The following is a 24,095-nucleotide window of genomic DNA, read 5'->3' as shown; positions in this document are numbered from 1 at the left end:
TTAGAATCCGGAAGAAGTGCACCGGGGGACGCCCTGTTACAGATTTTGGACGGGGCCGCAGAGATCCACTTGTCCTGAAGTGCGAGGAAATACAAACAGCCATCACTTTCGCTTATAAAGTGGTGGCTGTTTGTATTTCTCACATGACAACCGGAAAGCGCATATATTGAATCATGCCATTAAAGGAGCATGATGAATGATTACTTCCGCAATGATTGATAGTTTTATGAACGTAAATATGGAAACGGTTGATATAGGAAAGCTGTTTGATATAAGTACGCTGGAGTTTGATAATTCCCTTCCGAAAGAAAAACGGCCGGCTTATGTTTTGGAAAAGCTGAAAAATCCCTTGTGTTTCAGGTGTGGCGAAGTAGGAGTAAAACTTGAATTTGACGATACTGCCCTACCCCTTCAAGATCTACTCACAAACTTTATGATACGCAAGAAAAGCGGCTTATAATGCGCATTTCAACCTTGTTCACATTACTCCGGGATGACATGGTATGGGTGTAATGTAATAGAAAGGAGGACACATGGCAAGAGCAGCCAACAGGCAAAATATCGTTAAAGTCACAAACAAAAAAAGGGTATGGTATGCAGGGCTTTATATCCGTTTATCGCGTGAAGATAAGCGTGGAAAAGACGAATCGGAAAGCATTACCAACCAAAGACTTATTTTGACAGACTTCCTTGAACAGCAGGACGACGGCGACGAATACATTTTTGTCGGAGAATATGTTGATGATGGCGTGAGCGGTACGACGGACGAAGAACGCGAAAACTTCCAGAGGCTGTTAACAGATATTCAAAAGGGTAAAATCAACTGTGTAGTTGTCAAGAACCTTGCCCGGAGTTTTCGCAACAATGGCGATCAGAGCTACTATCTTGGCGATTGGTTTCCAAGAAATAATGTGCGGTTTATCTCTCTTTACCAGCAGCCCATTGATACTTACAAAGACCCGCAAAACGCTCAAAATATAGCAGTTCCGGTTCAAGGAGTTCTAAACGAGGAACACGCCAGAGGTACTTCGGAAAGCGTCAGGAGAACCTTTGACAAGAAGCGGGAAAAAGGCTTGCATATTGGCTCTTTTGCAGCTTACGGCTATCAGAAAGACCCGGAGGATAAAAATGCTCTTGTCATTGACGGAGAAGCTGCAGAAAATGTCAAAAGCATTTTTGCCTGGTTCTTGGAGGGCATGAGTAAAAATGCCATTGTACACAAGCTGAATGAAAGCGGTATTTTATGCCCGTCGGCTTATAAGAAGAACAAAGGCATGAAATATAAAAATCCGAGCGCCAAGGGCGACAATCCTTTGTGGTGTGCAATGACGGTCAGTAACATACTAAAAAACCGCATTTATGTGGGTGATATGGTTCAGGGCCGTTACCGCATTAAGAGCTATAAAATACATGTGCAGGAAACCGTCCCGGAAGATGAATGGTTTATTGTAGAGAATACCCATGAACCTCTCATCAGCCGTGAAGATTTTGCCCATGTACAGGAGCTCTTGAAAAAAGATACCCGTACCGCACCGAGAGAAAAAACGCTGTACCTATTCAGCGGATTTCTCCGCTGTGCGGATTGCGGCAAAGCTATGACGCGAAGCAGGGTCAGAGGAAATGTATATTACCATTGCCGCACCTACAAAGACCAGTCAAAAACAGCCTGTACCAAACATACGATTAAGCACGGCCATTTAGAACAGGCTGTATTGTATGCAATCCGGCAGCAGGTTTACATTGCGGTATCCTTTTCTGACATTGTTTCACGGATTAATACGGCTCCGCCGCAAAAAAGCCAGTCTATCCGGCTGAATGAATTGATAGCGGCAAAAGAAAAAGAGCTTTCCAGGATTTCACACTACAGGCAAAGCATTTATCAGGACTGGAAAGACGGCGAACTTACTCATAAGGATTATCTCCAGATGAAGGAAGCTTATGAACGTCAAATAGAAACCATTAATGAGGTCATACGCAATCTGCAAGAGGAAAAGGCGGAACTTGAAAATGGGACTGATGCGGAAAACCCATTTTTAGCATCCTTTCGGAAGTATGAAAATATCGACAAACTGACAAGGGATATTTTGATTGAATTTGTTAAAACAATCAAGGTGTTCGAAAATGGCAATATCAGCGTCAAGTTGAAATTTACCAACGAGTACCGCAGAGTTGCGGAATACATTGAAGTCAATAATCATTCAAACGCGATTTAGGTGACCATATTTGAAAATCAGTTTGTTTTCCTAATATAAACGCTCCGGTGGCACCCGTTGGACCCGCCGGTCCGGTTGCTCCGGTGGCACCTGTGGGGCCGGTTGGACCCGTAGGACCTGTAACTCCTGTCGGCCCCGTCGGAACCACACCTCCGGACATTAAGGATACATCATCCACAACCACATTAGCTGTGCCGGGATCACCCTGTTTGCTAATTGATACTATTGCCATTGTTGTCCCTGGAGGAGCCGGAACAGCAGTTCCGGTAAAAAGCTGCCAATTACCCAGGGATGCATCGGGAAGAGTGTTTGGAGGGATACTTATTACCAATCCCAGTCCAAGAAAGCTAAAAGATGCATTAAAATATGAAATAGTGATTGTTGTAAGCGGGTTGGGCAAAGCCCCTATTTTCCCGAGATATGCGGAAAAGCTGCTACTGCTGCTGAAATCTCCTTGTACAATTTGATATATTACTGAAATACCACTTTGAAGCAGTGCGGAAAAGTTTCCGGAGTGCTTATACAGGGAAGTAATACTTGCATTGTCCACAAGCCAGGGAGGAAATGAGCCTGTCTCAAAGCCGCCGTTTACGATCAATTCAGCCATTTTTGAATTTTCACCTCCTGAAAGTTATGGGTATAGCATGCTGTAATGTATACATGCTCTTTAACATTATATGACCGCTGGCTGTGTTTGGTACTTAGCTCAGTTAAAGACCCTGGGGCGAACGGGAATTTGTACCGGTTGAACCTGCGGTATGCCGGGTGCTCGAAACAGCAGAACATTTGATATCCTTAGGAAATCCTGTCATCTGTAAAAATGAAAAATCCAGGCCAAATCAGTGCTTTTGGTCTGGATTTTTGTTTGATAACTTTTAGCTTGACGGCTTCTTCCTTATTTCCGCCAAAAGGTGGAACATCCTGCCTTATCCAAAATATTAAATTCGATTATTTTTTCAAGTAATGCTAAATCAACCGGACCATCCCACGGAATACGTACCAGTTCCTTGCTGTGACTATATCCGGCCTGCACAATTTCATTAGAAAAGCGATTGATGCCCGCCCTTTCAGGAGCAACGGCCAAATGCTGCCTGGCTGTACTAAAACCGATGATAAATGTGCCGTGATCTGTAAACATAGGCTGGTTCCACGCAATTTTAGGAACTAAATCCGGAAATTTTTTGGTTATCCAGTTCAAAACTTCTTCCATCCGGCCGCGGTGCTGCGGGTTATCAATACGTGACAAATATTCTGCAAAAACTTCCATGTTTCAACACCTCCAAAAAGGATTAAGCGTTCAAATATACCGGCAGTCGGCTTATGCAATGAAAGCTCACCCCTTGCGGGATGTCTTGCTGCCTGACTTGTTCAAGGCAATGGCGGCACGGACCAGCTCGGTAAGTGCCTCCTCATCCACCTCGTCTCCCTCGTGGAAGTCGATGGCCCTCCTGGTGTTACCCTCCAGGCTGGAATTAAACATATGTGTGGGATCGTTAAGGGATGCTCCCTTGGCAAAAGTCAGCTTCACAATGCTCTTGTAAGTTTCGCCGGTACATATCATTCCGTCGAGAGACCATACCGGGGTCCCCCTCCACTTCCACTCCTCCATCACCTCCGGATCGGCCTGTCTGATGAGGTTTCTCACCTTTGAGAGCATCTGGCCCCTCCAGTCGCCCAGTTCCTCAATTCTTTCGTCTATGAGTTGGGATGGGGATTTCGTATTTTCGGCAGACTGTTTTTCCATGGCAGCATCCTCCTTAAAAAATTTTCGAATCTCTTATTATTATCTATTATTTTCTCTTGTAGTTTCAAGAATATTCTCAATTTAATATCAGTCACTGCCGACTATCTCCATTGATGGGTAAATATTTATTACATATGTATTATGTAAACTAGTAAAAACTTTCATTATTCATCAACATTGATGTGGAATACCTGCGCAACAGCCTTGATTTGATTGCTTCTTTTTCCTGTAGCAACAATAACATGATGGGAATAAATCCTTTCCATCAGCCTGTAGCCATCCTCTACCCTTATCAGTCCGCCGTTGCGGCAGTCCGAACCGGGATACTGCACATACTCTTCCAATACGGCCTTTTCAAGCATTATACTCCCGAAGGTGGAATGAAGCTTGCATAAGGTTAAAGGACCCTTCTCCACTTCCGCATCAACAGCAGTAGAATTCTCACCAACCAGCCAGGAAAGCACCGGCGGTCTCAGAACCCATTTTGACGTACCTTTTTGAGGCAGACAGCCAAAATATCCGCAATGTACCAGCAGAGCATGGTCGTCGGGATCGCTTACCCGGGGAAATTCCTGTATTTTTTCATGGGACAGGGCCGGCATTCCCGACAGGAACGGATAAATGTTTGTAGTAAGAATTGCAGAATCAATTGTTGAACCTATAAGGTATTGAGTCATAAGAGAGGAGGTGTCCCCTTCGCACACCCACATTACACCGCGGTCCTGATAAAGAAGATTCCATGCAAGACACGGTGTGGTATCACTGTCATAAGCTTCATTCAGGCAATTGACACCGCATCCCGCAACATTCCCCTCCTTATCCACCTCATCCCGCAACGCCATGAACAATTTTACAGAGGCCAGCAAAGGACGCTCATAGGGCACCTGATTATGGAAATTCCAACGCTTCACTTCAATCCGCGCAGCCTCATCTGAAATGGCCTTTGCCTTGTTGCATAGATCAATATATGGCTTTCTCACTATGGTAATGCCGAATTTCTCTTTTATATCCCGCGTACATTCATCATTCCACCAGTAGAATATTTTGAACTGTTCCGGAATCAGTCCATCTCCCGGAGTATCCTGAAAAATCAGGAATTTCTGTTTTTTCATTTCCCTTTTCAGGGCAAAGGCTTTAAATATAGTCTTTGCCAGCTCCATACTATGGGGATTATAAACCTCAAGTCCTTTTGACTTCAAGTAGGCTACCGATTCCCAGTCAAACATGAGTGAGACTCCAAATACCGTTGTAATGACAATAATGGGAATGTTGACCGCCTGCCTGATCCGATCTATTTTTGTATAAACATCCACAGCCATGACAGGCAGCAGTATGGCGTCGGCCTCGGGTAAAGGGTTCCCCATCAGCACGGGGTCCAGGAACTCGGCTTCATTCTTATAAAGCTCCCTCAGCACATCGTATACCCTGTCAAACTCCTTGATATCGGTACTTTCAAATCTCACGGCTACTATTTTTGCTTTCATAATGGAAATCCCTCCGTCCATCTCGTAATTTCTTAAAGCACTTTGCAATATTCCACTTTCTCTCCGCCCGGTGAACGCACCAGGAAGTACTGAAAACCGGCTTCCCAGAACCCCGGAATTTCCACAATACCTTCAATGATGTCCAGCTTTTCAGCTTTAGCGGTTTCAAATTCCTTTTCCATATCTTCAACTTCATAGGCAATATGGTCTATCCATCCCCCTGTGAGCTGTGCCCTTTGAGCATCATCACTGCCCTTGGGACGCTGGATCAGCTCACAGAGAATACCGGTATCTGCGGAATAAACAAATTTCACCCGGCTGCCCTCATGATGGAATTCCGCTTTTTCTTTAAATCCCGAGTGCTCTGTATACCATTTTGCGCACAGCCCGGCATCCGGAACGATAATACCTATGTGCTGCATTTTTTTTAAAGTAATCATAATTTTCGGCTCCTTATCCTTTTACTGCTCCCGCAGCTATTCCGCCTTCTATCCTCTCCTGGAAAATCAGGTATATAACCATAATGGGCACAATTGAAAGTACGATTGATGCAAACATCGGGCCCCAGCTTGTAAATCTTTCTCCTTTTAACCCCAGCAGTGTTACTGATATGGTCTGCATTGATTTCTGCTGCAGCAGCGTATTGGCAAATATAAGTTCATTATATACAGCGAGGAAGGTTATAATTGCCCCTGTAAATATTCCCGGCCTGGCAATTGGGAATATGACCCGGAATACAATCCCTGTGGTGCTGCAGCCATCAATATAGGCAGCCTCGTCAATTTCGCGGCTCAGTCCGTTTATATGTCCCACAATCAAATAAAAACTCATTGGAAAGTTTATTCCGGCATATAAGATGATCATGGGCAGATAATGATCCTGGAGGCCAAACGCAGTAAACATCTTTACAATGGGAATAAGCATTCCATATGCGGGAATCATAAGTCCCAGCAAATAGTACAGCCGCAGAAAACCGCATGCTTTAAGCAATTTTCTCGAAATCACATAGGAACCCATTGTAACTGTAATTACCACGATGATGGTTGCTCCAAAGGAAAAAATAAAAGAGTTCAAAACCGACCTGAGAATTCCGATATCATTTATTGCCGACCTGTAATTGTCCAAATTGATTTCCTTAGGCAGTGCAAACATGGTATTCCAGATCTCATTGTTGTTTTTTAACGATGAAATCACCGTAAAGTAAACCGGGTATAAAAAAATTAAAGAAAATAACATTGCAAAAAATACATATATAATATTGTTTGGTTTCAATTTCCTCTGCATATGTGCCACCCCTTTCAATCCCTGTCCCTCTTTGAGAAAATAAAATTCAATATAAGTGTAGCGCCGAACGATGCAATGATCAGGAAGGAGCCGATTGCATTGGAATAACCGTAATTATTATAAGTAAAAGCATTTTTGTACAGCAAGGTTCCAAACACTTCGGATGCGCTGCCGGGACCGCCCCCTGTCGTAGCATAAACCATTTCAAAGGTGGTGATTGAACCTATAACACAGTTAATAACAAAAAGCTGAAAACTGCTTTTCATCATTGGCACTGTTATATAAACCAGTTTTTGTAACGGATTCACACCGTCCACAACGGCGGCCTCATAAATTTCTTCCGGAATTGAAGTCAGCCCTGCCGAAAAGATCAGCATGTTAAAGCCTGCATAGGTCCATGCATTAATTACAGTGATGGCATAAATTGCCCAGATCTTGCTTCCAAGAAAATTTACATCAACAGTGTTCAGTCCAATCATATGAAACAGCGATGCAACAGGCCCTCCCTCAGGATAGAGAAGGAAGTACCACATAAGAGCGATGGCAGTACGGCTTATGACCTGAGGGAAAAAATAACTTGTCCGCAAAAACCGTTTACCCCTCAGCTTGCTCTGTATAACAGTGGCAAGAAAAAACGCCACCGGCAGTATCAAAAGAAAGCCTGATAAAATAAATATGCCGATATTTCTCAACGCAGTATAAAACCTGTTATCCATAAAAAAGGCGATGTAGTTTCTCAATCCCGTAAATTCCATACTGGAACTGGGAATTCCGTTCCACTTGAAAAAAGACATGTAAAAAACGCTGACCATCGGATATATGATAATAAATGAATAAATCAGAAAAGCCGGTAAGCTGAGCAAAACACTTTCCATTTTACTTCGAAAATTTTTATTTCCTACCAAACCTGCGACCACCTCCGGACGGATATTCAGACGGCCTCTAGAAAAGGACTTCTAAAGGCCGTTTATTTTACAGTTATTTGTTGCCTGCCAAATAATTGTCCACTTCTCCCTGTATTACGTCACCGATCTCCTGTGCCTTGCTGCCTGAGAAGATAGTCTGCATATTCGTCCTTACCACATCCATCAGAGCTGCCATTTTGTCATATTGTTCAATTTCTCCGATCACGTTGGCTGCAGAATTGTAGTATTCATTAAAACCGTTGGTAAGAGTATCTGCCGGTATGACTTCACCGAAGGATACAGGATAAGTTCCGGAGCCTTTCTGCACTTCATAGAGTCCCTGCCAGTAATCCTGGGAAGAAAAATACTTCAGCACTTTTACAGTAGCATCATAATCCGCATCTCCGGGTTTTGAAGATATTGCAAGAAAATCGTCCGGTCCGCCCATCCACATATCCTTGTTTTCCTGATGAGCCTCAAAATAAGGGAATCCTTTACATACAATATCCTTTGCATTGGAAAATCCGTTTATAGTTGCTATATTCCAGGAGCCGCTGAAGCAGATGGCAGCCTCACCGCTTTCCAGTTTGGCCAATTCTCCGTCTGCCGTATAGGCCAGGTTGTTTTTACCGAACACACCTTCATCATAGAGCTTCTTCATATAAGAAATCAGACTCACCGTATTTTTTCCGTTCCACTTCTCTTCCCCGCTGATCAGCTTGTCTTTCAGGTCGTCCCCGTATACTTTCATTGACAATGCTGTTAAAAAGTGTCCTCCGCGGTAATTATCCTTTGCTCCAAACGCCATGGGAGTGATACCCTTCTCAATCAGTTTCGGAGCTGCTGCTTCAATCTGCTCCCAGGTCTCCGGGATCTGAATTCCCAGCTTATCAAAAATAGCTTTATTATAAAAAGTGCAGACACCGTACGGAGTTGTGGGAATTCCATAGATTCCTTCTATGCCGTAAGCACTGTAGTCAACAGGGCTAAACAGAGATTTCTTATAATTTTCTGTCCATTCGGGATCCTCTTTAAACAGCGGGTCCAGGTCTGCAACAACTCCATTTTTCACATAGTCAATATTTGCTGCATATCCTAAAAAATTAAAGACTTCAATTGGATTTCCCGATGCTACCGAGGTTTTGAACTTGGTATCCCTTGAATTTTCATCGGAAACCGAAATATCCTGCAAATCAATATCCGGATTTTCCGACTTAAACTTTGCAACCCGGTCAATAAAATACTTTTCACGGACATTATCCGGGTTGCTGTATCTTGTCAGGATACGAACTGCAACCTTCTCATTCCCTGCCTGGTTTTGTCCGCCTGCCGAAGCCTGCGAGCTGCCTCCTGCCCCGCTGTTGTTACCCGAACAGCCTGAAAACAGGCTCAAAACCACAGCCATAGCCATTAAAAACCCAACTGCGTTCCTTTTTTTAACCATATTATCCCCCATTCCTTTCATATACGGAATATTTCTCCCCGGTTACCGCCTTATATTACTCTGCTTAAAGTGTCTCGGCCAACCGGGTGTTTTCTTTATTTTATTCGAAAGGAATTAGAACCACCATGGAATTCTTTACGCTGTTTTTGTAAAAAATTAATGATAAAATCCATAAAACCCATGTGATTTTTAGTCAAAATTATTAATTCTTATGACAGAAGAAGGTGATACCCCGAAATATTTTTTAAAGCACCTGCTGAAATAATATTCATCACTGTATCCCACCTGCTCCGCTGTGGATCTCACGTCCATACCTCTTGAACACAGTATTTCCTTTGCTTTTTCAAGCCTTATCATGGAAACATACTGTGTTACCGACATACCCACAGCTTTTTTAAAGCTGCCGCTGAGATACGGAGGTGTAACATGCAGGTACTCGGATATATCAGTCAGGGTCAGCTCCTGATTCCGGTAGTTATCCGTAATATATTGCTTAACCTTGTGCACAAGCTCGATATTCTGCCCGCGTTTCCGGAAAAACTCCCTGCTTGCAATGATTTTTTCGGCAATACCGTAAAGCCAGGCATACATCCCATCAATACTTTTTATCCCTGAAAGAGCTGTCTCCAGGTTACTGTACCCATCCATACAGCCTTTAATGTCAAGGTTGGATTCAAAGGCTATTTCGGACAGTAAATAAAATATTTGCTTTACTGTTTGAGAGAACTCTGAATATCCAATCCTTTCCTCTCCGATATCACTGAATATCTTCTTCAGCTTCCTTGCCGTTTCTTCAAGCCCACCGCTCTCCACCTCCCGTCTCAACTCGCCCTTCTGCGCTGAGGAAATCCGGAATTTCTTTTCTAAAAATGGCAGCAGCATGCCGTACTCCAATACTTTCTCTTCATGCATCATTGTGTTCCTTAGTGCTGTAAGTGCTTCCTCGTAGCCGTCTGAAACTATTTCCGTGCTTTTCACTTCCCTGCTTATTCCGGCTCTGACACAGGCATACTCCGTCCCTTCCATATGGGAACAGACCGGCTTAAAGAGTCCGATGCACCTTTGGGGCTGCATCAGGGAAGGGTTTTCTGAAATATCTATAAATAAAATGATACAATCGTCCAGCACATCATAAAGGGTTATAATATTCTGCAGCCCGGGCATCTTTCCGGTCAAAAATTGCAGCATTCTGTCCAATTCCTGTTTTATATTCAATTCACTATCCTGATCTTTTTCTATTTTTATCACAACAACACGATACCCGTTATGTAACCGGACTCCCTGCTCCTCAAGCTTTTCTTTCAATTCGTCTTCCTCAAGGCTGATTCTGGCATGGAACAGATCACTGAAGAACTTACATTTCAAAAACAGGTTGATATGGTCCCTGCTTTCTTTCAGATTGAGCATGGTTCTTTCCCTTTCCTGCTCCTTATCCATTTTATTGGCCAGTTTCCCGAGTGTAGCGGAAAACTCCGCCTCATCCAATGGTTTCAGTATGTAGTAATATACTCCCTCCGCCATTGCTTCCTTTGCATATTCAAAATTACTATGACCGGTCAGAAAAATGACTTCAACCGGATAATTCCGTCTGCGTATTTCCCGTACAAGCTCAATACCATTCATATCAGGCATTGCGATGTCCACAATGGCAACATCTATCGCTTCCCTTTCCAGAATTTTCAGGGCATCAGGACCGTTAGCGGCTTCACTCACCACCTGGTATCCCCATGACTCCCAGTCAAAACCAAAGATAATCCGTTTTCTTATCAACGTTTCATCATCAACAACCAGCACTTTATACATTTCAGTTCCTCCGCTCCCGTATCCGGGTATAGTTAAAACTTCTACTGCATAGGGAGCAGTATCTCAACTTCCGTCCCCATACTTTCTTCACTTTGAATAGAAAGACCATAATCTTCTCCGAAATGCAGCCTGATTCTTTCCTGTGTATTTTTAAGGCCGAAGCTGTCCATGTGATATTCTTCTTCCCTGCCTTCATGGATACTTTCCAGAGTTTTTGCACTGATTCCGTTTCCATTATCTGAAATACGAATTCTTATTTTGTTTTCAGCTTCCGATACCAAAATTCTGATTTCTCCGTTCCGCCCGCTCCCTATGATCCCGTGGTGGACCGCATTTTCCAGAATAGGCTGCAGTGTCAGCTTGTTAATATGGTATTTTTTAAGCTCTTCAGCACAATGAATCTTATAGGTGAAGGTATTTGAATGACAGATTTGCATGATATCAAGATAGTTTTTTGCAATATTCAATTCTTCCGAAATCGGTATTATATCTTTGCCTTTATTCAGTACTCCCCTATAAAAGGCGGACAGCAGCTGTACAGTTTTTATTGCAAGTTTTTTTTCATTAATTACAATAAGACCGCAGATACTCTCCAGAATGTTATAGAAAAAATGCGGTGTCATCTGCATCTGAATCAATGACAATTCCGATTCTCTTTTTTTCTGTTCGGTTGTTACAATTTTCTCCATGAGTTCATTGGTCTTATCGATCATCCTGTTAAATTCCACGGCAAGGGTTCCGATTTCCCCTCCATATTGTATTCTTATCCGCTGTTCATAATTTCCCTTTCCAATGTCATGAATCGTTCTGGTAATCAGCCCTAAAGGCTTTATTATGGACAGGATCAGAATACGGGAAAGAAATGATGCAATAACCAGCAATATTATGCCGATTACTATATCTACGACAGAAAATATATGTAAATCCTTCAAATATACATCCATTGGGATTGTACAAACTATTGACCAATCCAGCATGGAATATCCTTTTGTCATATACAACAATTTGTTCTGCTGGTCTATATGCTTTTTTTTATCATTAAAGTTTTTATACCAATTTTCACCGGAAAAATTTTTATATCGAAGGTCCGGGTTTTCGCTTGAAATTACCATACCGCTGCTGTCCAGAATAAAAATATCCATCCCGTTCTGGGCAAGTGTTTTATACAGTTTGAAAATACTGTCTGTGCTCAGTTCCATTTCCATTGCCCCTATGAGTTTTCCGCTGCTGCCGTCATAAACCTTGTGCAGATAACTGATGCAGTCTTCCTCTGCACCTTTAGTCCCGAAAAGCCACGGACTTTTATGCAGTGTAACCCACTCGGCATCTTCTTTGGATGAGGAAAGAAAATCAAGCATTATTTTCTTTTGTATTTGGAAATTTTTATCCTGAATTGACATATTGACCGGGGCATATGCATTTGCATTCAAGTCGTAAAAAATAATCGTACGGTATATATCATCCGAAACAAAAATACTTTTCATTGTTTCCTGAATAAGCCTGTATATCCGATACTGTTCGGAAGAATCGGCATGCAGGGTTTTGTTGGCTCCTTTTAACAAGTCCTGGCAGGGACCGCTGGCAAGTACAAGAATAGAATCACTTTTTACCCTCTGAAAAAACAGATCCATTTTTTCGGAAACCGTGGTAAGATCCTTTTGAGTATTTAATTCCGTTTTAATTGAAAGTTGATATCTCATGATGTTATAAGTACTTATCATGAAAATTATGACCGTAACGATAATTATGATTACCATCACTGTAGAAATTCTCTGACCGATAGAGCTGAAATACAGTTTTCGTTTTATAATCTCCGTAAGCTTTTTCATAGATATCATTCCTTTCGCTGTGTTTAAATCACAAAAAAAGACAAACATACCCAATCTATGGTCTGACCATGTATTTTTACTCTGCGGCAATTACGCTATTAAATACTCCAAATAAATAGTATACATAATAACTATTATACATGCAGATGAAATATTATCAATGCTCAAACTTCCCTGCTCCAATCAGTATCCTTATTCCGAGAATGACAAACCAGGCCGGAGAAAATAACTGGGAAACAAAAGCCATAGCTGTTCCGAGCAGCCAGGGATAAGCTCCGATTAAATCAAATATTCCTGCCAGAAATCCAAAATTTGCTGCAGGCTTTCCAAGCACACTTTTTCTTACTGCGAAACTCAATATGATGATGGCAGCACTCAGTATGATAGCTGTACAGTGCCGCTATGGAAGGAATCATCAACAATGTGGCAAAGAAAAACACTTCGTCGGCCATTGCGATGTTGAACCGCCAATCCGCCAGCCATGCCATCAGCTCCGCATCCACCGGCGGTGGAGCAGGTAAGGGTAAAATAAACAGGTATTGGACAAAAAAGAGAATTCCGGAAATAATCAATGAAATTCCACCAACTTTAATAATACCGTTATTTTGTTTCATAGGCTCCTCCTCAATACAAATTAATCACTTTTCTATTTTAACGCGATCCATGTATGTAGTATACACTTTTGTCCATACCCGGTATATTGTTAAGCGGGAAACTGTATACAGGTGTGCAAACGTGCTATAATTAGCTTAAGAGTCATTTATTTTTTTCGTAGAAAGGAGATTTTTTAATGAATAAGGTGCAAATGGATCGAATCCGTACAGGAAAAGGCTTTATCGCCGCCCTGGATCAGAGCGGCGGAAGTACTCCAAAAGCACTTCTTCAATATGGAATCAAGGAAGACAACTATTCCAATGAGGAAGAAATGTTTAATTTAGTGCATGATATGAGAAAACGGATTATAACAAGTCCCGAATTTACTTCAGAGTATATTTTGGGCGCCATTTTATTTGAGAACACAATGGACCGCACCATTAACAATCAATTTACTGCTGATTACCTTTGGGAGAAGAAGGGCATCGTTCCTTTTTTAAAGGTTGACAAAGGACTGGCCGCGATTGAGAACGGTGTTCAACTTATGAAGCCAATCCCGGATTTGGACAATCTTTTAAAGCGGGCTGTTGAAAAGAACATTTTCGGAACCAAAATGCGCTCTGTTATTAAAGAGGCCAACTGCGAAGGAATAAAAAAGGTGGTCGGGCAACAGTTCGATATTGGTAAACGAATCATTGAGGCCGGGCTGGTTCCAATTATTGAACCCGAAGTGGATATTCACAGTCCGGATAAGGAAGAATCGGAAAAAATATTAATATACGAGATTTTCAATCAATTATCCAGCCTTGGACAGGATGAAAAAGTCATGCTTAAGCTATCCATACCAACAAAAGATAATTTCTTCAGCGATTTGGTGAATGATTCCCATATTGCGCGGGTTGTGGCTTTGTCCGGGGGATATACCCAAAGTGAAGCAAACGAAAGGTTAGCACGTAATCAAGGGCTGATCGCCAGCTTCTCGCGTGCTCTGTCCCAAGGTCTGACAGTTCAGCAAACGGATGAAGAATTTAATACCATGTTGTCAAACTCCATTAAAGCCATTTACGTGGCATCAATTACATAGTGGTTCCACCGGCGCTCCCCTTCTATTCAAATAGAAGGGGAGCGCCGGCATTTTACTTCAAACTATCATAAATCTTGGATAAATTGTCTGTCATCCGCTCCAAATATGTCATATCATCTTCGCTGCTCTCAATAGTATGGATAGTTTCTACTTTTGCGCCAACTTCATTGGCCAGCGTTTTGGAAACGTCCGGGCTTGCCATTTCTTCGGCAAAAATGGTGGTTACCTTGTTTTCCCTGCAATATTCCACAAGCTCGGTCAATTGCTGTGCACTGGGCTCGCCCTCTGCAAAAGTGTCTTCCACACTGTTCTGCTCCAGGCCAAAATCCCGGCAGAGATAACCAAAGGCGGCATGTCCGGTTACAAAGCTCTTTTTATCTGCAGACTGAAATTTTTCATTATATTCGTTGTAAAGCTTCTCCAGTTTTGAGATAAAATCATTACAGTTCTTTTCATAATAATCTTTATTGGACGGGTCTGCATTGACCAGGGCGTCCTTGATATTTTTGACCTGGAGTTCGGCGCCCTTCAAGCTAAGCCAGATATGAGGGTCATATTGCCCGTGTTCTTCGATTTCCTCAGGATCGGTGTTCTTAATCGCATCAGCCCCTTTGGACGCTTCCACTGCAATCAGCTTCGCATTATCAGCGGCTTTGATCGCTTCCTCCGTCCAGGCTTCCATTCCCAAGCCGCTGTACACAAAAACCCTGGCTGTGTTAAGTCCGGCAAGGTCCTGGGCTTTCGGCTCAAAATCATGTGGTTCTGTACCGGCAGGTATGATCGTTGAAATTTCTACCTTGTCCTTTCCAACTGCTGCAACAAACTCCTTCATTGCATCAAAGGTAACAGAAACCTTGATCTTGCTTTCTCCGTTATTCTCTGCTTTATTATCGTTATTGCTGCCGCACGCCGAAAAGCTCACAACGGTAATCAGGCATAGCAGCATCGCAGCCCATCTTTTTAACATTTTATCAACCTCCAAATTCAATACTTGCAAATGCATCTCATTTGCATCTATAATATATGATAGTGTTCAAGGATATTTTTGTCAAGTGCGAATAATATGCATTTGCAATAAACATATTTTTCAGGTTACATCAGAAAGGGTGCTAATATGATTAAAGCAGAAAATTTATATTTTTCCTATACGGGTTCACCGCCATATGTGCTGGACAGTATCAATCTGGAAATACGTGACGGTGAGTATGTGTCGGTTGTGGGTGAAAATGGCAGCGGAAAAAGTACGCTGATGCGGTTGATACTAAAATTCATAAAGCCCACAAGCGGAAGCATTGTGTCCCGGGCAAAGAGAATCGGATATGTTCCGCAAAAAAATGATTTCTCAAACTCCAATTTCCCTATTACAGTTTATGAAACACTGAATTCTTACCGGAGGCTTTTGAAAATCAAAAACAAAAGCGTGATTGCTGAAAATCTTGAACAGGTTGGGATGTCCGGCTCTGCGGGCGCGCTGATGGGCACTCTCTCGGGAGGTCAGAGCCAAAAAATACTGATTGCCAGAGCATTGATGGGAAACCCTGACCTGCTGATACTGGATGAGCCCTCCACCGGAGTGGATATTAACAGTCAGCAAGAGGTCTATGGCTTCTTGAAAAAGATAAACCAGGAAAACGGTATTACCATTGTTTCGGTTGAACACAATCTGGACGCCGCAATTTCAAACTCAACACTGATTTACCATCTGAAGAATGGACAAGGGCATCTCTGCACTCCCGGGCAATATGCGGAAGAATTCTTAAAAAACAAGGGAAAGGGCGATGATAATGCTTAATTACAGCTTTATGCAAAATGCAATTTTTGTTTCGGTATTTATTTCCATTTTATGTCCCTGCATTGGCATCTTTTTGGTACTCCGCCGCTACTCAATGATAGGGGATACCTTGTCCCATGCTTCGCTAGCCGGTATAACACTCGGGCTGATATCCAATCAAAATCCCATACTTGGGGCATTTATCTTCACATCCCTCTGCGGAGCCTTGATTGAATTTCTGCGCAGCTATTTCAAAAAGTACACCGATCTGATTCTCACCATCGTACTCTCTCTGAGCGTGGGTACCGCCATTACCATCATCAGCTCCGGGAAGCTGCATGCAAATGCCGATTCCTTCATGTTTGGAAGTATCCTGACCGTAACCCGGTTTGATATGATCATGGTGTTGATTCTCAGTGCTGTCTCGGTCCTGACGCTTATACTTCTATATCATCAGATGGTCTATATCGCATACGACGAGGAGGCCGCCAAAGTTGCAGGCGTGAAAGTCAGGTTGATCAACTATGTTTTTTCCATTCTTGTGGCCTCGGCAATATCCGTCTCCATCAGAATCGTAGGCGTACTTGTACTCAGTTCCATGATAGCTCTTCCTGTGGCCACTGCACTTCAGCTTGGAAAAGGATTTAAACACACCTTGATATTTTCAATTATTTTCAGCATAACAGACATAATGCTGGGGCTGTTTATTTCATATTATCTCAATGTAGCCCCCGGAGGCTTTACCGCGCTAATTTCTGTTTTCGTACTTGTTCTGATTTTGATAATAAAAAAGATACAATCAAGCATCAGCGCCGTACGCGGTAAATGACGCACATGTGCTGATAGCCGCTAGAAAGTTGACTTCTGTATATGGTCATTTTATAATAAAGATAAATGTGGATAGTATGCATTTACGCACAACATAAACCATATAAAAAGAAATGCCGATATGCTAAAGAAATTTTGAAGTATATGTTAAATATGAATATTTAAATGAGGTGAATATATTGGAAAAGGCACAGAACAACTGGCCTGCAGGAATAAAAAGAACAAGGCAGCGTGAAAGTGTGCTCTCGGTGCTTGAAAATTCCAAGAGTCCCTTAACTGCAATGGATATATGCTCCCAAATGGAAAACGGCAGGGATGCCGCCTGGTTATCCACCGTCTACCGGATATTGGAGCTTTTCATTAAAAAAGGCGTGGTGATCAAAACCAACGTTATGAATAATGAAATGGCAGTATATGAACTTAATCGTTTTAAGCATAAGCATTATGCTGTCTGTATGAACTGCCATAAAATCATAGAAATGGATAATTGCCCGATGGAAAAATTCATACCAAAACTCGAAGATAAGGATTTCCATGTAATGGGTCATAATCTGGAGGTATTTGGATTCTGCAAGGATTGTAATCCGAACGGGTAATTATAATAATAAGGTGATTTCCTCCTTTTTGAGTAAAATCACCCTATTTTTTTACATATTCCTTGAAATTCATTATCGTTTCAACATGCCTTGAACGGTCAAAAATATACCGCTTGAATATTATTTACAGCCTTTATTCTGCCGGCTCCCATTTGCAACGGACCGGAGATACAATGGCATTTTCCTTTTTTAATTCTTTAAATGCATTATCAATCTCTTTGCGGTCCAATCCGGACAATTTCTCCACTTCACCGGCACTTACGGGGTGTCCCGCCGACTTCATTACTTCCAATACTTTTTCTTTAACACTCATTTTACCGTCTCCTTGTACTTAATTTAAAGTGTTGCGTCAGTTAATCCATATCTCTTAATACTTTATTTTACCCTATTTGTAATATTGTAAATCAAAAAGTTGGTTTATTTTATATATTTTTATATAATCATATTAGAATATTATCTATCTTGAAAGAATAATAAAATTTATAAAATTAGGGAGGATTATTAAGCATGCTGTATGACCTTTTACAATCCAGAAGAAGCATTAGAAAGTTTCAAAACAGGGAAGTGGAAAAGGAGAAAATTGATGTAATTCTGAAAAGTGCCCTTTTAGCCCCCTCCTCACGGTCCATTAGACCCTGGCAGTTTATTGCCGTCACCGACGGAGAACTGCTCCGGCAGCTTTCTCAATGCCGTGAACCTGCCCCGCATTTTCTGGCAGGCGCTCCTTTGGCTATTGCAGTGATAGCCGACAGGGATTCAAGTGACGTATGGATTGAGGATACCTCCATCGCATCAACTATCATTCAACTGACTGTACAGGATTTAGGCCTGGGTTCATGCTGGATTCAGGTAAGGGAAAGATTCCATAACAAGCAGGAAAGCGCCGGAGAGTATATCGGAAAAGTGCTGGAGATACCCGAACAATACAGTGTTGAATGTATCATTGCCATCGGTTATCCTGCCGAGGAAAAAAAGCCTTATGAAGAAGACAGCCTGCAATATCACAAGCTCCATTACAATAAATTTTAAATTTCACATACAGGACGGCATATGCCCATATTTGCCTTTCTGTATGACTTCAAGATGCGCGCGGCTGATAACATGGCCGTCTATGAGAGGAAGTAGTTCTTCAAAACCGGAGTAATCCAGGTCTGCGGGCACTACTTCGTCCAGCGCGTACAAATGAAACCAGTACCGGTGTATCCCATGCCCCGGCATGGGTTTTGGACCATGGTAGCCCCGCAGCAGCCAGCCCAAAGGTGTTACCAGCACTTCAATCAATCCCATTTTTTCAATCCCTTTCTACAGATTATCAGTTCCTATTTTTCTCAGCGCCCTGTCAAAGACTACAAGAACCACCAGACCCACAGAGATCACCACCTGAAATACAGCCATATAATGCAGTTCTTCGGTATGGGCTCCATTGTGCAGAAAGGCACCGTTTGCTGCAGATGCAAGCATGACCCCATGATACCGGAAGGTCCTCATAAGTCCTGTGGAGGAGGCCAATTGCTCAGGCAGGGACTGATGATACAGCGCGTTCTGATTTGCCAGGTTATTGAGGCCCTGTGGAATTCCGATGGCACCCGTTACTATTAAAAGAATAATAATTGCCGAATCATCCCGCAAAAATAGAACCGGCACGAAAGCTATAACACAAACCGCGGAGCCAAGCAGCAGTTTCATGAATATCTTCGGATTTTTTCCTGTAATTCCGGTTACCAGCAGCGCGGAAGCAAACATGGGAATTGAGATTATCAGCTGCTGTACCGGCTGAAAGGTGATTATTGCAGTATCTCCGGCGATGCTGTATATTCCGCCGCATAATACGACATTACATAATGCTGCCTTTTAAAAGTTTTCTATATGGTATAATCCAGTTGGGGCTGTGCACTGGCAAAATGCAATTTCTCCAGTATATTGCTTCTGATGGACAGGAACTCCGAGCCTCCGCGGTTGCGCGGATGCGACATTTTTATGTCTAAGATCTCACTGATTTTGCCGGGACGCGGTGTCATGATAACAACACGGTCACTAAGATAAATTGCTTCGTCAATATCATGCGTTACAAGTATCATTGTTGTATCGTTTTCCTTGCGGAGTTCAAGCAGCTTATCCTGAATATCGGCGCGGGTGAAGGAGTCAAGGGCTCCCATGGGTTCGTCAAGAAGAAGCGCCTTCGGTTTGTTTATCAGGGAACGTGCAATTGCCACACGCTGGGCCATACCGCCGCTTATCTGGTGCGGAAAGGATTTCTCAAAACCCTGCAACCCGATTAGATCTATATAGTGGCCCACCTGTGCCTTATTCTGACCATAGACATGCCTTGCTTTCAAGCCTGTGGCAATATTCTGTTCCACTGTCAGCCAGGGGAACAGCCCTCCCTGTTGAAAAACATAGCCCCTTTGCGGATCAGGGGCGGTGATTTCCTCACCTTCGAGCAGGAGTGTACCCGTCTCCGGCACATCCAGCCCGGCAATAAGGCGGAGCAGCGTGGTTTTGCCGCAGCCTGACGAACCTATGACGGATACAAATTCCCCCCTGTAAACGGTGAGGTTAATGTCGTTCAACGCTTCCACAGTGTTGTCCTTGTCATCAATATATGTGCGGTTGACATTTTTAATTTCTATTATTGCTTCACTGCCCATCACTTTTCACCAGACCTTTCTGCCACCTTAGAACGCGTCTTTGAATCAAGCCCATACCCTTCATAATCAGGCTGAACAGCACGGCCATTACGATAATGGCCGCAAAAACCTTATAATAAGCGCTCCACACCTTTGACGCGTTGATGTAATAGCCCAGCCCACCCGGCTGTCCCATCATTTCGGCCATAACCAGCGTTGTAAAGGCAAAGCCGTTTGCATTTGATATACCGGTAAAAATCTGCGGCATAGCGTGAGGTATGGCTACATGGAAAACAAGAAACGGCGTTTTCGCCCCCAGCGTCCGCGCAACCTCAAACTGGGGCCTTTGAGTACTTTGTATGCCCTGTGCCGTAAGTGATGCAATTGAAAACCATGCGCAGATCACAATCAGAAATGCCGCTGCCGAAAATGGTGTGGGAAATAACGTGAGAGCAAACGGCATCCATGCCACCGCCGGAATAACACCTGTTATTTTTAATACGGGATAAACCCAATAATACACTTTCGGAAACCAGCCGATAAGAATACCGGTTCCCACCCCAAACACCACGCCGAGCGTGAATCCAACAGCAAACAAGCGGAGCGAATACAGCGTATTCTGCCATATATAATCCCCCTCAATCAGAAACGCCTCGATGATTCGCGCCGGGCCGGGAAAGAAGGGCTGCGGCAGTAATAATAGTTTTGTGCCCAGAATATCCCAGAGTGCCAGGGCAATACCCACTGCAAACCGGAACGGCGCACGCTTTGAAAACTTTACCCGCCTGTCGGCATGGAAAAAAGAATAGCCGGCGATACAAAGATATAAAAGAATAAGCACCGCAAGTACGATCCGGTACGCTTCATTGATATTGATAACCAGTGAACCGTAGGCATATGCGGTTATTTTTACGTCGGCAAGCTGTCTGAACAATAAATTGGCAAGTGCCGCCAATATAAATCCTGAGACTGTAAATACAGTCAGCAGGATAAATTTCAAATCCGATATATGTTTTTTGCCGTTCCGCCCTTGCTTTAACAAGGGCGGAACGGTTGATTCTTTAATTATACTCAAGGCAGGCGCCTCCTATTTACCCAGTGTCAGGTCCACTTTTTGATATGCTTTTTTTACGAATTCATCGGGATTGGTTTTCAGGTATCCGATATTGTAGAGCTCAGTCGCAAAATAGAGTACATCTTTTCCTACGTCCTGCTTGTTAACCTCATGGTCATGCTTTGAAGGATACTGATAATGCTTCACAAGCTCCACGGCAAGTTCTTTGTCCTCAATTGCGGAGTATTTCCTGTCAATGACAATCTGAACAGCTTCTTCCGGATTTTCAGCAATCCAGTTCTGTGCCTTGTTATAGGCTCTGAGCAATGCAGATATTTTTTCGGGCTCTTCGGCAAGGACTTTTTCAGAAGCGTAAAGGAAGCAGCAGTATTTACCGGCGAAGGTGGGGTCGGTGGAAAGGTCAAAGATGACCTTATAATTCCCGGTCTTCTCCTGAACCGAACCGAACGGATCCCAGAGAGCCGCTACATCGATATCGCCCTTTTTAAGAGCTTCCACTTCAAGGTTACCGTCGTCAAACGGAAGAAAGGTCACTTCACCGTCCTCGGGCTTTGCTGATATCCCGTTCTTCTCAAGCCAGACTGATGCAACCTGGTGCGGCGTGCCGCCCACTTCATCAATGCCGATTTTCAGACCCTTCAGATCTTTAACACCGCTGATGGGCGAATCCTTTTTTACAAGAAACTTGATACAACCATTGTGCAGGCCGTCCACAACTTTCACCTTAACGTCATTTTCAATTGAAGGGAAGAACTGGAAGTCACCGTTTACAATGGGAATTGTGCCGTTGTTCAGACCGATTTTGCGGGTCTCTGCACTGGCCGAGATAAGGGTTACATCAAAACCTTCCTCGGCAAAAAAGCCTTTATCATATGCAATATAAATGGGAACTCCGCAGAGTGCACCGTCCTTGCCGGGTATGTCGATCTTTCCGTATTTGAATTCGACACCGGCAGCTGTTGACGTATTTGCGGGAGTGGTGCTGTTATTGCTCTCTTCAACCGGTTTGCCCGCGCAGGCAGTCAGCAATATGCCGAGAGTTATGGCCAGCACCGTAAGGCTTGCAATTTTTCTTGATCTTTTCATGATTTGTTTGCCCCCTAATATTTTTATTATGTACCGCTTTTCAGCGGGTAAATTTTTCAAAATTGCAAAAATAAAAACTGGAGGTTTAAAAAACATAAATTATGTTTTTTAAACCTCCAGTTAATCCAGTCAGTTATAATCTATTAAGTTTTTAGCTTTAATGCCGTTTAATGCTTTTTATAGAATTTAAGTAATGTACCTTCCGATAATATATATTAGTATACATATCTGATTACTATTCTTTAAGGAGTATTATATACCCTTTAAACATTGGTGTCAACATATAAAACAATATATACAGGATAAATTCGCTCCCTGTTACATTCTCCGCATGCCTTAAGCATATAAAAATGCTGCCATTAAACCTGTTGAGGCCCTGGCAGCATTTTTTACCACATTATATTTTTATTTTTTTCAGGTCCAAGGAGTACAGCTTCTCAGCGGCAATCATGCTATTTGTCCTGGAGTGCCGCAACGCCAGGCAGTGTTTTGCCCTCTACAAGCTCAAGCGAGGCCCCTCCGCCCGTGGAGATATGCGACATCTTATCAGCAAGCCCTGCCTTATTAACAGCGGAAACACTGTCTCCCCCGCCAATAACGGTACATGCATCTTTTAATCCGGCAATAGTCTGTGCCAAAGCAAAAGTACCCTTTGCAAAATTAGGCATTTCAAAAACTCCTACGGGACCGTTCCAAAAAACTGTTCTGGCTGTGGAGAGTACTTTATTAAATAATTCTATTGACCTAGGTCCTATATCAAAACCCTTCCAGTCACCTGAAATATTGTCATCGGAGGTTATTTCCGCAACGGCAGCAGGGCTCATCTCTTTGGCAACAACATGGTCTACCGGCAGGTATATGCCAGCCCCCTTGGATGCCGCCTTAGCGATGATAGCCCTGGCTGTATCAAGCATGTCGTCCTCTACCAGGGAAGCTCCGGTTGAGATACCTTTGGCTTTTAAAAAGGTATATGCCATGGAGCCGCCGATAATCAATGCATCAGCCTTGTTTAAAAGGCTTTCAAGGACTGCGAGCTTGGATGAGACTTTAGCCCCGCCAATGATGGCAACAAAGGGTTTGGCTGCATTGTTGACAACTTTCTCCTGAAGATAAACCAGTTCTTTTTCCATCAGAAATCCCGCAACTGCCGGAAGATATTGTGAGATAGTCTCTGTTGAAGCATGGGCTCTGTGAGCAGTTCCGAAGGCATCATTGACATAAATATCAGCATAGGAAGCCAGCTCCTTTGCCATTTTTTCACGGTCAGAAGCGTCCTTGCTGGTCTCTTCCTTGTGGAAACGGGTATTTTCAAGCATGAGAACTTCGCCGTTCTTGAGTGCATCCGCTTTGGCTTTGGCCTCTTCTCCCAGACAATCAGACGCAAACTGAACAGGTTTGCCCAGCAGCCTGGAAAAATAATCCGATACAGGAGCTAATTTGTGTTTACCAGCCATATATGCCGCCTCATCAAAGGTCTTGCCCTCGGCTGCAGCTTTGTCCCTGGCTTTCTGTCCATCCTTTTTGGGATCGCCAAGATGACTCATGAGTATGAGTCCGGTGACATTTTGGTCTAAAATATACTTAATTGTGGGCAGAGCCGCTTTGATCCGGGTATCGTCCTGAACAACTCCATCCTTCATGGGGACGTTGAAGTCGACTCGCATTATAATCTTTTTGCCCGTCATGCTTATATCCCTGACCGTTTTTTTCGATATGCTCATATATAAC

General features: G+C 43.1%; 26 protein-coding genes. 7 read left to right on the top strand and 19 right to left on the bottom strand.

Annotated features, from left to right (window positions below):
* The first annotated feature begins 196 nt into the window (after positions 1-196).
* Positions 197-460: a DUF6870 family protein gene (locus tag T344_RS0122065; protein WP_034862790.1), complete on the top strand. Its 264-nt coding sequence runs from the start codon at positions 197-199 to the stop codon at positions 458-460.
* Positions 461-533: 73 nt separating this feature from the next.
* Entirely contained in the window at positions 534-2,213 is a 1,680-nt protein-coding gene (locus tag T344_RS0122060; RefSeq protein ID WP_027630500.1) for a recombinase family protein, read from the top strand.
* Here the strand turns inward: T344_RS0122060 and T344_RS30840 are convergent.
* From T344_RS30840 to T344_RS0122005, 11 genes are all read right to left on the bottom strand, one after another.
* Positions 2,188-2,820, bottom strand: a complete 633-nt coding sequence (locus T344_RS30840; protein ID WP_117407536.1) for an NTTRR-F1 domain — start codon at positions 2,818-2,820, stop codon at positions 2,188-2,190. The two genes, T344_RS0122060 and T344_RS30840, sit on opposite strands and share 26 nt — an antisense overlap.
* 288 nt (positions 2,821-3,108) lie before the next feature.
* Positions 3,109-3,480, bottom strand: a complete 372-nt coding sequence (locus T344_RS0122050; RefSeq protein WP_027630499.1) for an iron chaperone — start codon at positions 3,478-3,480, stop codon at positions 3,109-3,111.
* 66 nt (positions 3,481-3,546) lie between these two features.
* Positions 3,547-3,957 carry a DUF1801 domain-containing protein gene (locus T344_RS0122045; RefSeq protein WP_027630498.1) on the bottom strand — a complete coding sequence of 137 codons (411 nt, stop codon included), beginning with the start codon at positions 3,955-3,957 and terminating at the stop codon, positions 3,547-3,549.
* Between the two features lie 164 nt (positions 3,958-4,121).
* Complete coding sequence (locus T344_RS0122040) at positions 4,122-5,441, bottom strand: hypothetical protein (protein WP_027630497.1); 1,320 nt, start codon at positions 5,439-5,441, stop codon at positions 4,122-4,124.
* A 32-nt stretch (positions 5,442-5,473) separates the two neighbouring features.
* Complete coding sequence (locus tag T344_RS0122035) at positions 5,474-5,881, bottom strand: VOC family protein (RefSeq protein ID WP_027630496.1); 408 nt, start codon at positions 5,879-5,881, stop codon at positions 5,474-5,476.
* A gap of 13 nt (positions 5,882-5,894) precedes the next feature.
* Positions 5,895-6,725 (bottom strand): carbohydrate ABC transporter permease, encoded by an 831-nt coding sequence (locus T344_RS0122030; RefSeq protein WP_027630495.1) that lies wholly within the window; start codon positions 6,723-6,725, stop codon positions 5,895-5,897.
* Positions 6,726-6,739: 14 nt separating this feature from the next.
* On the bottom strand, positions 6,740-7,630 hold the full coding sequence (locus T344_RS0122025) for a carbohydrate ABC transporter permease (protein WP_242842124.1): 891 nt from the start codon (positions 7,628-7,630) through the stop codon (positions 6,740-6,742).
* A gap of 73 nt (positions 7,631-7,703) precedes the next feature.
* Positions 7,704-9,074 (bottom strand): ABC transporter substrate-binding protein, encoded by a 1,371-nt coding sequence (locus T344_RS0122020; protein WP_027630493.1) that lies wholly within the window; start codon positions 9,072-9,074, stop codon positions 7,704-7,706.
* A gap of 189 nt (positions 9,075-9,263) precedes the next feature.
* On the bottom strand, positions 9,264-10,877 hold the full coding sequence (locus tag T344_RS0122015; RefSeq protein WP_027630492.1) for a response regulator: 1,614 nt from the start codon (positions 10,875-10,877) through the stop codon (positions 9,264-9,266).
* A gap of 41 nt (positions 10,878-10,918) precedes the next feature.
* A complete protein-coding gene (locus T344_RS0122010) occupies positions 10,919-12,706 on the bottom strand; it encodes a cache domain-containing sensor histidine kinase (protein WP_027630491.1) in 1,788 nt (595 codons plus the stop codon).
* A gap of 284 nt (positions 12,707-12,990) precedes the next feature.
* Complete coding sequence (locus T344_RS0122005) at positions 12,991-13,320, bottom strand: hypothetical protein (protein ID WP_027630490.1); 330 nt, start codon at positions 13,318-13,320, stop codon at positions 12,991-12,993.
* Between the two features lie 176 nt (positions 13,321-13,496).
* Here T344_RS0122005 and T344_RS0122000 point away from each other — a divergent pair, with 176 nt between their 5' ends.
* The gene (locus T344_RS0122000) at positions 13,497-14,384 is read left to right on the top strand and encodes a fructose bisphosphate aldolase (RefSeq protein WP_027630489.1); all 888 of its coding nucleotides are present in this window, start codon (positions 13,497-13,499) and stop codon (positions 14,382-14,384) included.
* Between the two features lie 52 nt (positions 14,385-14,436).
* On the opposite strand, the gene T344_RS0121995 is transcribed toward T344_RS0122000, so the two are convergent.
* On the bottom strand, positions 14,437-15,351 hold the full coding sequence (locus T344_RS0121995) for a metal ABC transporter substrate-binding protein (protein ID WP_027630488.1): 915 nt from the start codon (positions 15,349-15,351) through the stop codon (positions 14,437-14,439).
* Between the two features lie 147 nt (positions 15,352-15,498).
* Between T344_RS0121995 and T344_RS0121990 the strand changes: the two genes are divergently transcribed.
* The 3 genes from T344_RS0121990 (at position 15,499) to T344_RS0121980 (ending at position 17,579) form a co-directional block, all read left to right on the top strand.
* Positions 15,499-16,176 (top strand): metal ABC transporter ATP-binding protein, encoded by a 678-nt coding sequence (locus T344_RS0121990; protein WP_027630487.1) that lies wholly within the window; start codon positions 15,499-15,501, stop codon positions 16,174-16,176.
* On the top strand, positions 16,169-16,984 hold the full coding sequence (locus tag T344_RS0121985; protein WP_027630486.1) for a metal ABC transporter permease: 816 nt from the start codon (positions 16,169-16,171) through the stop codon (positions 16,982-16,984). Before T344_RS0121990 ends, T344_RS0121985 begins: the two co-directional genes overlap by 8 nt.
* A 178-nt stretch (positions 16,985-17,162) precedes the next feature.
* Complete coding sequence (locus T344_RS0121980; RefSeq protein WP_004625032.1) at positions 17,163-17,579, top strand: Fur family transcriptional regulator; 417 nt, start codon at positions 17,163-17,165, stop codon at positions 17,577-17,579.
* A 133-nt stretch (positions 17,580-17,712) separates the two neighbouring features.
* On the opposite strand, the gene T344_RS0121975 is transcribed toward T344_RS0121980, so the two are convergent.
* Positions 17,713-17,892, bottom strand: coding sequence for a hypothetical protein (locus T344_RS0121975; protein WP_004625039.1), 180 nt, complete (start codon positions 17,890-17,892; stop codon positions 17,713-17,715).
* A 194-nt stretch (positions 17,893-18,086) separates the two neighbouring features.
* On the opposite strand from T344_RS0121975, the gene T344_RS0121970 reads away from it, so the two are divergent.
* Entirely contained in the window at positions 18,087-18,608 is a 522-nt protein-coding gene (locus tag T344_RS0121970) for a nitroreductase family protein (RefSeq protein ID WP_027630485.1), read from the top strand.
* Between the two features lie 3 nt (positions 18,609-18,611).
* On the opposite strand, the gene T344_RS0121965 is transcribed toward T344_RS0121970, so the two are convergent.
* From T344_RS0121965 to T344_RS0121935, 6 genes are all read right to left on the bottom strand, one after another.
* Positions 18,612-18,866 (bottom strand): hypothetical protein, encoded by a 255-nt coding sequence (locus T344_RS0121965; protein ID WP_027630484.1) that lies wholly within the window; start codon positions 18,864-18,866, stop codon positions 18,612-18,614.
* A 15-nt stretch (positions 18,867-18,881) separates the two neighbouring features.
* Positions 18,882-19,322 (bottom strand): hypothetical protein, encoded by a 441-nt coding sequence (locus T344_RS0121960; RefSeq protein WP_207641868.1) that lies wholly within the window; start codon positions 19,320-19,322, stop codon positions 18,882-18,884.
* A 119-nt stretch (positions 19,323-19,441) separates the two neighbouring features.
* Positions 19,442-20,227 (bottom strand): ABC transporter ATP-binding protein, encoded by a 786-nt coding sequence (locus T344_RS0121950; protein ID WP_027630482.1) that lies wholly within the window; start codon positions 20,225-20,227, stop codon positions 19,442-19,444.
* A complete protein-coding gene (locus tag T344_RS0121945; RefSeq protein ID WP_034862785.1) occupies positions 20,217-21,281 on the bottom strand; it encodes an ABC transporter permease in 1,065 nt (354 codons plus the stop codon). Before T344_RS0121945 ends, T344_RS0121950 begins: the two co-directional genes overlap by 11 nt.
* A gap of 12 nt (positions 21,282-21,293) precedes the next feature.
* The gene (locus T344_RS0121940; RefSeq protein ID WP_027630480.1) at positions 21,294-22,367 is read right to left on the bottom strand and encodes an ABC transporter substrate-binding protein; all 1,074 of its coding nucleotides are present in this window, start codon (positions 22,365-22,367) and stop codon (positions 21,294-21,296) included.
* A gap of 452 nt (positions 22,368-22,819) precedes the next feature.
* The gene (locus T344_RS0121935) at positions 22,820-24,088 is read right to left on the bottom strand and encodes a phosphoglycerate kinase (protein ID WP_027630479.1); all 1,269 of its coding nucleotides are present in this window, start codon (positions 24,086-24,088) and stop codon (positions 22,820-22,822) included.
* Positions 24,089-24,095: the final 7 nt, after the last annotated feature.

The sequence above is a fragment of the Ruminiclostridium cellobioparum DSM 1351 = ATCC 15832 genome, from assembly GCF_000621505.1.
GTDB lineage: Bacteria > Bacillota > Clostridia > Acetivibrionales > DSM-1351 > Ruminiclostridium > Ruminiclostridium cellobioparum.
The sequence above is the reverse complement of the archived record's forward strand: the minus strand, read 5'-3'. Positions and strand labels throughout refer to the sequence as shown.